General features: G+C 69.4%; 7 protein-coding genes. All 7 read left to right on the plus strand.

Annotated elements, in window-relative coordinates; genetic code table 11:
* Positions 1 to 11 precede the first annotated feature (11 nt).
* On the plus strand, positions 12 to 1,571 hold the full coding sequence (locus ASF82_RS00845; protein ID WP_056055509.1) for a sugar ABC transporter ATP-binding protein: 1,560 nt from the start codon (positions 12 to 14) through the stop codon (positions 1,569 to 1,571).
* Between the two features lie 179 nt (positions 1,572 to 1,750).
* Positions 1,751 to 2,734, plus strand: a complete 984-nt coding sequence (locus tag ASF82_RS00850; protein ID WP_056052154.1) for an ABC transporter substrate-binding protein — start codon at positions 1,751 to 1,753, stop codon at positions 2,732 to 2,734.
* 117 nt (positions 2,735 to 2,851) lie between these two features.
* A complete protein-coding gene (locus tag ASF82_RS00855) occupies positions 2,852 to 4,426 on the plus strand; it encodes a sugar ABC transporter ATP-binding protein (RefSeq protein WP_056052157.1) in 1,575 nt (524 codons plus the stop codon).
* Positions 4,423 to 5,514 carry an ABC transporter permease gene (locus ASF82_RS00860; protein WP_056052162.1) on the plus strand — a complete coding sequence of 364 codons (1,092 nt, stop codon included), beginning with the start codon at positions 4,423 to 4,425 and terminating at the stop codon, positions 5,512 to 5,514. The genes ASF82_RS00855 and ASF82_RS00860 overlap by 4 nt, the downstream gene beginning before the upstream one ends.
* Positions 5,511 to 6,569 carry an ABC transporter permease gene (locus ASF82_RS00865; protein WP_082514155.1) on the plus strand — a complete coding sequence of 353 codons (1,059 nt, stop codon included), beginning with the start codon at positions 5,511 to 5,513 and terminating at the stop codon, positions 6,567 to 6,569. Before ASF82_RS00860 ends, ASF82_RS00865 begins: the two co-directional genes overlap by 4 nt.
* 348 nt (positions 6,570 to 6,917) lie before the next feature.
* Positions 6,918 to 10,241: a family 43 glycosylhydrolase gene (locus ASF82_RS00870; RefSeq protein WP_082514158.1), complete on the plus strand. Its 3,324-nt coding sequence runs from the start codon at positions 6,918 to 6,920 to the stop codon at positions 10,239 to 10,241.
* Positions 10,242 to 10,787: 546 nt separating this feature from the next.
* Positions 10,788 to 13,733 carry an immunoglobulin-like domain-containing protein gene (locus ASF82_RS00875; protein WP_082514161.1) on the plus strand — a complete coding sequence of 982 codons (2,946 nt, stop codon included), beginning with the start codon at positions 10,788 to 10,790 and terminating at the stop codon, positions 13,731 to 13,733.
* The last annotated feature ends 52 nt before the right edge of the window (positions 13,734 to 13,785 follow it).

Genomic DNA, 13,785 nt, shown 5'->3' on the forward strand with positions numbered 1-13,785 from the left:
CCACGGTCCAGATGCGGGGGATCACCGTCGCGTTCTCGAACGGCGTCGCACTCGACAGGGTCGACCTCGACCTCCACTCGGGCGAGGTGCATGCTCTCCTGGGCGAGAACGGAGCGGGGAAGTCCACGCTCATCAAGGCGCTGCTCGGCGTCTACCCGATCGAGGCAGGGGAAGTCTTCGTCGACGGCGAGCCCGTCCGTCTCGGCGGTCCGGCGGACGCACGGGCCCTCGGCATCCAGGCGGCGTTCCAGGAGACGCACCTGGTCGAGAACCTGAGCGTCGGCGAGAACGTGATGCTCGGCCACGAGGTGCACGGTCGCGTCGGCATCTCCTGGCGCGCCACCCACGCACGTGCCGCCACGATGCTCGCCGAGCTCGGACTCGCCGAGCTGGACCCGCGAGCCCTCCTGGCCGACCTCGCCCCCGCAAGCCGCCAACTCGTCTCCATCGCCCGCGCCATGGTCGACCGACCACGGGTGCTGGTGCTGGACGAGCCCACGTCTAGCCTCGATGCGGGCGACGTGGAGCAGCTCTTCGAGGTGATCCGCCGCCTCCGCGACCAGGGCGTCGCGATCCTCTTCGTCTCGCACTTCCTCGAGCAGGTGCTGGCACTCAGCGACCGGATGACCATCCTCCGCGGCGGCGTGAAGAAGGGTGACTACCTGCCGCACGAGATCGGCCGGGCCGAGCTCGTCGCGCGGATGATCGGGAAGGACATCGCGCACCTGCAGCGCATCGGCTCGGAGCGTCGCGCCCATCGTGTGGATCCGGTCGGCCCGCCGCTGTACCGGGCGACCGGTGTCGGGCGCCGCGGGATGTTGCGGCCGGTGGACTTCGAGCTGCACGCGGGCGAGGTCGTGGGCATCGCGGGGCTTCGCGGCTCCGGTCGGACCGAGCTCGCGCGGCTGCTCGCCGGCGCCGACCGAGCCGACGGTGGCGTGGTCACGCTCGGCGGTCGGGCCGTCGTGATCGACCGCCCCGCGGACGCACTGCGGAACCGGGTGGCGCTGTCCGCCGAGGACCGAGGGGCGGAGGGACTCATCACCGAGCTCAGCGTGCGGGAGAACATCGTCCTCGCCGTGCAGGCTCTGCGTGGGTGGGCACATCCGCTCTCCAGGGCCGAGCGCGAGGACCTCGTCGAGCGGCACATCGAGCACTTCGACATCACGCCGGCCGATCCGGCGACGCCCGCCGGCGAGCTCTCGGGCGGCAACCAGCAGAAGGTGCTGCTCGCTCGCTGGCTGGCGATCCGGCCGCGCGTGCTGATCCTCGACGAGCCGACCCGCGGCGTCGACATCGGCGCCAAGGTCGACATCCAGGCGCACATCGCGCAGCTCGCGCTCGAGGGCGTGGCCGTCGTGTTCATCTCGAGCGCGTTCGACGAGCTCGTGCGTGTGAGCGACCGGATAGTCGTGCTCAAGGACCGGGAGAAGATCGGCGAGCTGAGCAACGGGCCCGGCGTCACGGTCGACACGCTCGTGGAGCTCATCGCCGCCCCGGACGACGAGGACGACGAGGACGACTTCCCTCCGGCCTGGCCCGACGCACCCCTCCCGCGGCTGAGGCCGTAGCGCCGCTGGGGCTGACGCCGCTGTCCACCGTCGGCCAGATGTTTCTCGGAGCTCTTGTCTTCTCGAGACTGTTACCGGTAACATTCCCGACAAGCGGAAGCACCCGAGCCCACGCAGCACGACCGGCCCCCATGGCCACGACGGGACGCAGACGTCCCGTCATCTCAAGGAGGAGATCCATGTCCACGAAGAGGCGCATCGCCACCATCGCCGCCGCAGGGGCCATCGCCCTCAGCCTCGCGGCCTGCAGCTCCGGCACCGGCTCGACCGACGGCGGTGACGATCTGGCCACCATCGGCTTCGTCGCGGTCGGCCCCGAGGGCGCCTGGCGTCAGGCCAACGAATCGAACATCCAGGACACGTTCACGAAGGAGGCAGGGTTCGACCTCAAGTACGCCCCCGCCACCAACAACGACCAGAAGTCGCAGATCGACGCCTTCACGTCGTTCGTGGACGAGGGCGTCGACGTGATCCTGCTCTCGGCCACCGAGGGCTCCGGCTGGGAGGACTCGCTCGAGCGGGCGAAGGAGGCCGAGATCCCCGTGGTCCTCATCGACCGTGGCATCGAGCCGGACGACACCTCGCTCTACGCGACCCGGATCGCCCCCGACAACATCGCCGTCAGCGAGTCGGTCGCCGACTGGGCCAAGACCGCGTTCCCCGAGGGCGGCAAGTACTTCACGCTCGAGGGCCCTGCCGGCGTCTCGGTCGTGAACGAGCGCAACGAGGGCTGGGACGACGTGATCGGTTCCGACAGCTCCTTCACGAAGATCGGTGCGCAGACCGCCAACTGGTCGACGGAGGAGGCCAAGAGCGTCTTCGAGACCGTGCTGAAGTCGAACGGCAACGACGTGCAGCTCGTCTTCGCACAGAACGACGAGATGGGCCTCGGCGCCGTCCAGGCCGTCGAGGAAGCGGGCCTCACTCCCGGTGTCGACGTGAAGATCGCCACGATCGACGGCACGAAGAGCGCGCTCGAGGCGCTGTCCGCCGGCAAGCTCAGCTTCGTCGCCGAGTACAACCCGCTGTTCGGCGACACGGCCCTGGAGGCCGTGCAGAAGCTGCTCGACGGTGACAGCGTCGAGTCGTCGATCGTCGTCCAGTCGGCCACGTTCGACTCGCCCGAGGCGGCCACCACGGCGCTGCCCGACCGGAAGTTCTGACCAGCCCGCACGGCCACACCCGGCGGCGAGGCGGACCTGACCGCCTCGCCGCCACCCGCCTCTCCCGCCCCTGCCACGGCAGCGGACGGGAGAGGCGGCAGACAAGGAGCACACGCCATGCAGGCATCCAGTCCGATCGTGGAGATGCAAGCCATCACCATCGCCTTCCCCGGGGTCAAGGCCCTCGACGGGGTCGACCTCCGTCTCTTCCCCGGCGAGGTCCACACGCTCATGGGCGAGAACGGCGCCGGGAAGTCGACACTCATCAAGGCGCTCACGGGCGTCTACGGCATCGACTCCGGCCGTGTCGTGGTCGACGGAGTCGAACGTCGTCTCTCCGGCACCGCCGACGCGCAGGCCGCCGGGATCTCCACGGTCTACCAAGAGGTCAACCTCTGCAGCAACCTCACGATCGGCGAGAACGTCATGCTCGGCCACGAGCGGCGCGGCCGGTTCGGGATCGACTGGAAGGGGACGCACGCCGCCGCCTCCGAGGTCCTCGCCCGTGTGGGACTGGGTCACCTCGACCCGCGCACCCCGCTCTCCTCCCTCAGCCTCGCTCTGCAGCAGCTCGTCGCGATCAGTCGTGCCACGGTCGTCGACGCCAAGGTGCTGATCCTCGACGAACCGACCTCCAGCCTCGACGCTGACGAGGTCGAGGGGCTCTTCCGAGTGATGCGACGGCTCCGCGACGAGGGAGTCGCCATCCTCTTCGTCTCCCACTTCCTCGACCAGGTCTTCGCGATCAGCGATCGCCTCACCGTGCTCCGGAACGGCAAGCTCGTCGGGGAGCACCTCACCCGGGACATCGACCGGGCCGGGCTCATCGCCGAGATGATCGGGAAGGACCTCCAGAGCCTCCGCTCCCTCGACCGGGAGCGGGCCAGTCGACAGGTGGCCGAGGGCGAGCCCGTCTACCGAGCCACCGGGATCGGCCGGAAGGGCTCGCTCGACGCGACCGACGTGGCTCTCCGTCGAGGCGAGGTCGTGGGCCTCGCGGGGCTCCTCGGCTCCGGCCGCACCGAGCTCGCGCGCCTCCTCTACGGGGTCGATCGACCAGACACGGGGACCGTGACCATGGACGGCGTCCCCGTCGCCATCTCCTCTCCCGCGAAGGCGCTCAAGCACCGCATCGCGTTCTCCAGTGAGAACCGCCGTGACGAGGGGATCATCCGCGACCTGAGCGTCCGCGAGAACCTCGTGCTCGCCGTCCAGGCGAAGCGCGGCTGGGCCCGCCCGCTCTCCGCGAAGGAGAAGGACCGAATCGTGAACAAGTACCTCACCGAGCTCAACGTCCGTCCGGCGGATCCCGACAGGCCGATCCGCAACCTGTCCGGTGGCAACCAGCAGAAGGTGCTGCTCGGGCGGTGGCTCGCGACCGAGCCTGAGCTGCTGATCCTCGACGAGCCCACCCGCGGCATCGACGTGGGCGCCAAGGCCGAGATCCAGGAGCAGGTCGCGGCCCTGGCCGACACCGGCGTCGCCGTCGTGTTCATCTCCTCGGAGCTCGAGGAGGTCGTCAGGCTCAGCGACCGGATCGTCGTCCTCAAGGACCACCGCAAGATCGCCGAGCTCGAGGCGGGACCAGACGTGTCTGCTGAGTCCATCGTCGCCGCCATCGCCGAGGAGGGCGTCTCCGAGACGCCCCTCGCGACCGTCACCCGCACCACGCCCGAGGAGGCAACCCGATGAGTGACCCGACCACCACCGTGACCAGGCGCCCGGGCGCGCACGGCCTCGGAGACCTGCTCCACCGACCCTGGGTCTGGGGGACGGTCGCGATCGTCCTCCTGCTCGCGATCAACGTGGTGAAGGACCCCGGCTACCTCGCGCTGTCGGTCAACCCCACCACGGGCAACCTCGTCGGCAACCTCATCGACATCCTCCGTGCAGCGGCTCCCGTGCTCATGATCGCGGTCGGCATGTGCCTCGTCGTCGCCACCGGCGGCATCGACCTCAGCGTCGGCTCGATCATGGTGGTCGCGGGTGCCGTCTCCATGGAGTTCCTGAAGGCAGCAGGCTCCGACTCCCTCGGAGTCGCGCTCGCCGCCATGGGCCTGGCGCTCCTGATCGCCGGCGTCCTCGGGGCGGTCAACGGCATGCTCGTCTCGGTCGTGGGGCTGCAGCCGTTCATCAGCACACTCGTGATCATGCTCGCAGGCCGTGGCCTCGCGAAGGTCATCACGGGCGGCCAGAACACGGCCGCCACCAACGAGCCGTTCCGATGGGTCGCCAACGGCTACCTCGTGGGGCTGCCGGTCGTGTTCCTGCTCGCGGTCGTCATCACGATCGGCGTGGCTGCGCTCGTGCGGCGCAGTGCGCTGGGGCTCATGATCGAGGCGATCGGCATGGACCCGAAGGCCGCGCGCCTCGCGGGGCTCGACCGCCGCGCGCTCCTGTTCACCGCGTACATCGGCAGTGGCCTGCTCGCCGGCGTCGCGGGGATCTTCGCCACGTCGAGCGTCATGACGGTCGACGTCTCCCGCACGGGCTACCAGCTGGAGCTCGACGCCATCCTGGCCGTCGTGATCGGCGGCACGTCGCTGGCAGGCGGCAAGTTCCATCTGCTCGGAGCGGCCGTCGGGGCGTTGCTGATCGCCACCCTCGACAAGACCGTCGTGTTCCTCGGCGTCTCGTCGTCGGCCACGCCTGCCTTCAAGGCGATCGTGATCGTCGCGATCGTTCTCCTGCAGTCCCGGCGCGTTCGCGCCCTGTTCACGAGGCGCCGACGTCCGGTGCCCACACCCGTGCCCACCGAGAAGGAGGCCGTGTCCGCATGAGCGCCACAACGATCCGCCCGCCCCTCACCCCGACGCCGGCACCTGGTCCCGGCCGAGGGCCCCTCGAACCGCGGCGCCGCATGCGACTCCGTCTCGACTCCCTGCCGACCGTCGCCGCCCTGGTCATCCTGGTCGCGATGCTGGCCTACGGGGAAGTCGCGTACGGCCGCATCCTGCAGGCCGCGACCCTCTCGAACCTGCTCATCAACAACGCACACGTCATCGTCCTCGCCGTGGGGCTCACGTTCGTGATCCTCACGGGCGGCATCGACCTCTCGGTCGGCGCGATCGTCGCCGTCAGCAGCGTCGCCGGCGTCCTGCTCGCCAACGCGGGCTGGAACCCGTGGGCAGTGATGGTCCTCATGATCCTCATCGGCACCGCGTCAGGCGTCGTCTCCGGCGTGTTGATCCAGTTCTTCGACGTGCAGCCGTTCATCGCGACGCTCGCGATGATGTTCCTCGGCAGAGGTCTGGCCTCCATCCTCAGCACGGTGCCCGAACGTCTCGGCGACGAGTCGCCGATCCGCTCGCTCGCCACGAACATGAAGGTGATCGACGGCCCGAAGGTGAACGACGTCGTCACGACGCCGGGCGTCCTCATCGCCCTGGTGGTCGTGGCCGTCGCGTTCTTCGTCCTGCACCGCACACGCCTCGGCCGCACCGTTTACGCGATCGGTGGATCCGAGCAGTCGGCCGCCCTCATGGGGCTCCCCGTCCGCCGCACCAAGCTCGCGGTCTACGTCATCAGCGGCTCGCTCGCCGGGCTCGCCTCGGTCATCTACACGGCCCGACTCGGGAGCGCGCAGAACATCACGGGCATCGGCTGGGAGCTCGACTCGATCGCCGCGACGGTGATCGGCGGCACCCTCCTCACCGGAGGCGTCGGCTTCGTGCTCGGATCCGTCGTGGGTGCGCTCGTGCTCGGACTCATGAACGTCCTCATCACGCGAGACGGAGGCATCCCGCCCGAGGCGACCACCATCATCACCGGTGGGATCCTGCTGGTCTTCGTGCTCCTGCAGCGCGCCGTGATGGCGAGACGGAGACAGACCTGAGCGACTCCTGAGGCGCGCATCGTCCGCGTGCTCCCCAAGAACGGCTGCGCTGCACATGGATCAGGTTCGGGGTGCAGCGCAGTCTCACTCCCGGCGAACGGCTGCTCTGCACACCACATGAGTGTGCAGTGCAGCCGTTCGCCATGACCGGCGCAGCCCGGCAGGCACCTGCTGTCGGGCGCTCTCGACTTCACGAGAACACGCCTTGTTACCGTGAACAATCTGCATTAGGTTCAGCGTGTCGACGCGGATGTCTCGTCCCGCAGGTCGGCTGGTGTGGCGCACTCGCGCTGACGCTCCCGCTCCGCCCGCACTGGATTCAGAGACGAATCCTGAGAGGAACCGTCGATGTCGACGTCCCCCCGCCCAGCCCGCTCCGTGTCGAAGGTCCCGCATGTGCCCGTCACGGTCACCGCCGCCGTCGCGACCGCCGCCCTGCTGATGGCCTGCGCAGTTCCCGCGGCGTCGGCAGCGGACGCGACCGCGTCCCCGGAGCAGAGCCTCCTCGCCGACTTCACCTTCGACGCGGCTCCGGCCGACGGTGCGTTCGTCGACCGCACGACCCGTGCAGCCGTCCAGGGCTCCACCGACCTGGTGGCTGGCAGATCAGGGCAGGGGACGGCCGCGCGGCTCTCCGCTACGTCGTGGATGGACCTGACCGCCACTGACGGGAAGCCACTCCTCGCGGGCCTACCGAGCGTCACGATCTCCTACGACAGCAAGCCTGACTCGTCAGCGAACGCTGGCTGGACGGTCTTCGCCGCTCGGTCCGCCGCTCGCCAGGAGTACGCCCAGGAGCACTATCTCGGAGTGCTCGACCGGACCTCCGGCATCACCGTCGAGCGTTACGACAACGCCACCGCACGCAACTCCGCCGGCAACCTGGCGGCGACCACGCCGAACCCGGAGTGGAAGCACGTCGACCTGGTCGTCACCGACACGACGACGCGGCTCTTCGTCGACAAGGAGCCCGTCGCCGTGAACGGTTCCGGGATCCCTCTGAGCCAGATCCTCGGATCATCCGGCGGAGTCCTGCAGGTGGGCAAGGCGAACTGGGGCTCAGGCGAGTACTTCTCCGGCCTCATCGACAACCTGCGCATCTACGACCGGGCGCTGTCCGGGGCGGAACTCGGTGCAGAGGTCGCCGCCTTGCCGTCCGACGTGGGTGCCGCCCTGGCAGTCCCTGCCACGGTGCTCGGAGATCTGCCGTCGCAGGTCCTCGGCAAGCAGGTCACGTGGACAGCCACCGGCGCCGGAGCGAGCAGAGTGCGGCCGAACGGGACCATCGACACCGCAGGTCTCGGCTCGGCAGCGGTGGCCGTGACGCTCACGGCCGCCGTCGAGGGCACCGCCCAGACCTTCCGCTGGGACAGCCGCATCGCGTCTCCCGGTGGGCGCATCGCCACCTACGTCAAGACGGTGACGACCACCGGGGGGACGAAGGACGATCCCTTGGCCTACGACGACGACCGTCGTGCCGACGCGGTGTACGCCGCGGCTCTGCCGACCGGCAGCAGCAGCTGGGAGCCGTTGAACCGCTCACAGGCGATCTTGTACGTGGGCAACGACGGCGACCAGGCTTCCAGGCCGAGCGCCCAGGTGGGGTCACCGAGCCTCTTCCGCCTCGCCGACGGTGCTCTCGGGGCCGTGTCCTCCCAGAACAACGCGACCGATTCCGTCTACGTGTGGAACTCGCCTGACGGCCGCACGTTCGCCCAGCAGCGGTCCGTGAAGATCGCTCCCGGATCTGTCGTGACCGACCCTCGCATCGTGTTCGACCCTGCCGCCCAGAAGTACAAGGTGTTCTGGACGGACCTGCTCACCGGCAGAGGTCGAGTGACGATCCTCGCAGATCTGACCACCAGCACCCCGCTCGGCGTCACGTCCGAAGCGGACGTCCGAGTGCTCGGCGTACAGGGGGCAGGGCTCCCGTCGTGGGCCGCACAGAGCCAGGCGAGCGACGACCTGCTGTCCACGACGGAGTTCGACGCCTTCTACGAGAACTACGTCGACCTCCAGAACACGGGCGTCGAGACGATGGACGCCTCCGTCGCCCAGGGCGCCGGCGCCGAGGGCGTCGCTGCCGCGTTGCCGAAGCAGGCGGCCTTGACCTACAACGACGGCTCGAGGAAGAGCCTCAACGTGGACTGGCAGGACGACCTCACCGGCGTGGACACCACCAAGCCGGGCAGCTACCAGGTCTCGGGGACGCTCCAGCAGGACCCCGAGGAGATGGTCAGCGACGCGCGCGCCGATCCGTACGTGTTCCACAATCCTGACGACGGCTACTACTACCTCACCGGGTCGCACTACGGACAGCCCTCCCTGGGGCCGATCGAGGAGAGCTCGAGCTACCGCAAGATCGGCCTCAAGCGAGCGACGACGCTCGCGGGGCTGCGGGACGCCCCGGAGCAGATCGTCATCGACCCCGACGAGGGCACGCCCGGCAAGGAAGCGCAGTACCCGAACACCTTCTACGGCTGGGGCGGCTACATCTGGGCGCAGGAGTTCCACAAGATCAACGGCACGTGGTGGATCGTCGCAGGCATGAACAAGGGCTACGCGCCCGTCGGCGGGTGGTGCGACAACACCGTCCTGATCCCGTACACGGGCACGGACGCCTCCATCGCGGCGGGCGGGTTCCTGGACCAGACGAAGTGGGGCGAGCCCGTCGTCCTCGACGGCGCCGCATTCGATGTCAGCTACTTCGAGCGCACGGAGGCAGGCAAGCAGCAGGGCTACTGGATCATGCCCGCCGGCGGCCAGATCCTCGTGGGGAAGGCCGTGGCGGGGCCGAAGGGCACCGTCCCGCTCGTCGACGGCGAGCTCCGGCGCGTCTACGGCGAGTCCCAGCCGTGGGAGATCGGCAAGCGGTCTCCGACGCCCAGTGACACGTCCGAGGGAAGCGACCAGGGGGTCGTCGAGGCCCCGTTCATGGTGCAGCAAGGAGATGCCATCTCGATCACCTACTCCGGCGGCACGGTCGACAAGTACTACAGCTTGGGCCTCCTGACGACGACTGCCGACGCAGATCTCCAAGACCCGGCGAGCTGGAGGCAGACCAGCTTCCCCGTGCTGGACACCGACGACACCTCGACGGGCCGTCTCGGGGCGGACGAGACCCGCTACTACACGAGGCAGCAGGCCGGTACGGGGCACAACTCGTTCGCGAAGGACGAATCGGGCAATCTCGTCCTCGCGTACCATGCCCGTCCATACGAAGATCCTCACCTGGCGACGGACCCGCAGAACGCCGGCGGCCTCTTCGACTCCGACCGGAACACCTGGTTCAAGGGCGTCAACGTCCGCGCCAACGGCACCCTGGACCTGTCGTTGACGAAGGACCAGGAGGTGGCTCCGAGCAATCGGACCGTCACGGCCACGGTGGTCGTCCGCGCCACGGCCTCGGCCGTGACCTCCACGGCCACGTCCAGGTGCATCGCGGGGAAGGCCGTCGTCACCATCGTGACCAAGAACCCCGGAACGGCCACGGTCGTCACCTGGGCGACCCCCTGGGGTGAGCGGTCGCAGAGCGTCGGCGCGCAGAAGACAGCCTCACTCGCGATCACGACGCGGGCGGTCGCGATCACCGCGGGGACTCTCGTCGGGACGGCGGTCACCGGAGGCGTGAGCACACCGGTCACCGTGGCCTACCCCGCAGCTCGCTGCTGACAGGCCTCGAGAGTGCGGGGTCGGCTTGCTGGTCGGCCCCGTTCTCCCGCCATCTGGTCACGCCTCCCTTGGTGATCGTCGACATGGTGACCGGCAGGGCCCAGAATGTGGGCATTGGCTGTTGTTCACGGTAACAAAAACGGATACAGTGATCGATCAGAGGCCGCGCAGGACACGATCCAGCCGACTCGCCCCGATCTATCGGCTCGAAGAAGAGCCTGAGAGGAACGTCGATGACGACGTCGCCACCCCCTTCCGGACGAGGCCGCCAGGCCTGGTCCGCCGGTCACCGGTCCTACCGGCCGACATCTTCCGGCCCGCGCTCCGCTGACGAGTCCACGGGCTGACTCTTCGCGCTCACCATCCCTACTGGCGAGCTGCTCAGCGCTCGGCCCGAGCTGAGCGAACAGCGCGCGCGCTTGCCGTCGTGCATCGCTGTTCGCCGTGCCCTCCCCACCGACGACCCGCTCCTCCTCGTCCTGCGCCAGAAGCAGACGACCAGCTGGCCCTCACTCCCCGCCCTCCCCACCATGCGAAGGACTCCTCATGTCACGACCTCTCCCGCAAGAGCGCACCCGACGCTCGCGCCTTCCCCGCGCGGGCCTCGCGCTGACGATCGCCGCCGTGTCGCTAGGCGGTGCACTGACGCCGATCGGAGTCGCCGGAGCGGCCGAGAGCGTCCCGGCGCCCGTCTTGCAGTACTCCTTCGACGCCATCGGCTCGACCCTCGCCAACGGTGCCGTCATCGCGGACGCAGCGGTGGGCAACCACCCCGGGACGCTGGTCAACTCGGGCGCGACGAGCGTCGCCGGTGCTTCCGGCACCTCCGGCGACCGCGCGCTCTCGCTCCCGGGCGGGTCGAGCACGTCCGCTGCCCCGCACGTCCGGATCGCGCCCGGCCTCATCCCGGCTGGCACCCAGGACGTCACCATGTCCGCCTGGCTGCGCTGGAGCGGCGCTCCGGACTGCACCTGGCCCTTCACTCTCGGCTCCAGTGTCGACTCCCACGTCCTCGCGACCACCAAGTGCGGTCCGGCCGGCTTCGGCGCGGTCAAGAACGGCTCCGAGGTGAGGGGCGCAGGGAACACTGCCGTCGCCGCGGACCGCTGGGTGCACATGGCGGTCGTGGTCAAGGGCGGCCAGTCCGTCTCGACCTACTTCGACGGCGCTCTCGTGGGCCAGGGCAACACCTCCTCCACCGCCGCGTCCGCGATCGGCACCTCCACCTTCTCGGGCTTCCTCGGCAAGTCGTTCTACGGCGCGGACGCCTACTGGGCCGGTGCCATCGACGACATGCAGGTCTGGACCTCGGCGCTGACCGCAGGCCAGGTGCAGCAGAGCGCTGCCAGCGTGCACGCCGTGCTCGCGAACCAGGACGCCACCGTCTCGCTCGGCGACACCTCCGCCGTCACCTCCGACCTCACCCTCCCCACGTCCGGCGCCGCTGGCTCCGTGGTCACCTGGGCGTCGAGCGCCCCGGGCACGGTCAGCCCCACCGGCGCCGTGACCCGACCTGCCTCGGGCAACCCGGACGCGACCGTGACGTTGACCCCCACCGCCGTCCACGGCGGCATCTCCGCCGTCGGCCGTCCGATCACCGTCACCGTTCCCGCCTACGCCGCGGGCGAGACCGCCGAGTCCGAGCTCGCCCGGGCCGTGGCCGACGCCATCAGCGCAGATCCCGCACTCGCCGGACCTGTACGCGGCAGCCTGGACCTGCCCTCGACCGGAGCTGACGTCGCAGCCACGGCCTCGCGGCCCGGCAGCTCGGGCACGGCCGTCAGCTGGACCTCGTCGAACGAGGCGGTCATCACTTCAGGCGACAAGGGAACGGCGCCCGACCTGGTCGCGAAGGGATCGCTCACGCGTCCCTCCGCCGACACGACCGTCACCCTGACCGCCACGGTGACCGTGGCGGGAGCCTCGCCCGTCGTGCGGACGCTCACGCGCACCGTGCCGGCCGCGGCCCCCGTCGCCGCGAGCGACCTCGACGCTTACTTGTTCGCCTACTTCACCGGTGACAGCGTCGAGGGCGAGAAGATCCGCTTCGCCACGTCGGACGGCAACGACTCGCTGACCTGGAAGAACCTGAACGACGCGCAGCCGATCCTCACCTCGACCCTGGGCACGAAGGGTCTGCGCGACCCGTTCATCTTCCGCTCGAAGGAGGGCGACAGGTTCTTCCTGATGGCCACCGACCTCTCCGTCGGCACCACCGGCTTCGGCGGATCGACCAACCGCGGCAGCCGCCACCTCGAGATCTGGGAGTCCACCGACCTCGTCAACTGGGGCCAGCAGCGCCACGTCGAGGTCAACCTGCCCAACGCGGGCATGACCTGGGCGCCGGAAGCCACCTACGACCCCACCATCGACGCCTACGTCGTCTACTGGACCTCGGCTCTCTTCACGGACAGCACGCGGGACGTAGAGGACGGCAACGGACCGCAGATCCTCACCTCCACCACCCGCGACTTCCGTGACTTCACGACTCCGGAGGTGTGGTTCAAGGCCGCCGACGTTCCCTCGCTCAACAAGGGCAACGGGCTGATCGACGCCACGATGCTCAAGGACGGCGACACCTACTACCGCTTCACGAAGGCGACCCAGACCACCGGCTGCCCCTCGCCCGACATCATCGGACAGAAGTCCACCGACCTGCGTGCCACCACGGCCTCCGGCGCGTGGAGCCTCATCGACACCTGCATCGGGCGCGACGCCGGAACGCCCGAGGTCGAGGGTCCGGAGATCTTCAAGACCAACGAGGGCGACCGGGCGGGGTTCAAGTACTTCCTCTGGACCGACAACTACGGCGGACGCGGCTACATCCCGCTGGGCACCGACTCGCTCGAGGGCGACATCCGGTGGACGATCCCCAGCAGCTTCTCGCTTCCGGCCTCGCCCCGTCACGGGTCCGTCGTCTCGATCACCGCCAAGGAGCGCGACGCGCTCGCCGCCAAGTGGAACCCGTCGCTCCTGGTCACCTCCGTGGACCCGGTGGCACGGACGGTGCAGGCCGGATCGAGCGCAGTGTCGCTCCCCGCGACGGTGGCGGCGTCCTTCAAGGACGGCCACCGGGAGACCGTGGCCGTGACCTGGGAGACCGCGGACCTCAGCTCGCTGAAGAAGGCCGGCGACACCGTCCAGGTGCGTGGACAGCTCGCCAACTCGGCAGCGACCCCCGCGGTCGCGACGATCACGGCGACGGCGCCTCCTGGACCGGCCGTCCAGGCGTCGGCCTCCAGCCGCTGCGTCGCCGGCAAGGTCACGGTGATGGGGACCGGCACCAACGCCAGCGACTCGACCGTCGAGCTGACGATGTCCTCGCCGTGGGGGAGCAGGACGTTCACAGGCGTAGCCCCCGGGAAGACCGTCTCCGCGGCGTTCAGCAGCCGCTCTGCCTCCATCGCGGCAGGTGAGCTCAGCGTCACGTCCAAGGCCGCGTCCGGTTCCCGGACGGTGACGGCGCCCTACGCGGCGATCGTCTGCCGCTAGCACGGGATCCGAGAGAGCAGCCGCTCTCTCGGATCTCCTGCACTCGGGAGCC

It is taken from the genome of Frigoribacterium sp. Leaf164 (genome assembly GCF_001423665.1).
GTDB classification, from domain to species: Bacteria; Actinomycetota; Actinomycetes; order Actinomycetales; family Microbacteriaceae; genus Frigoribacterium; species Frigoribacterium endophyticum.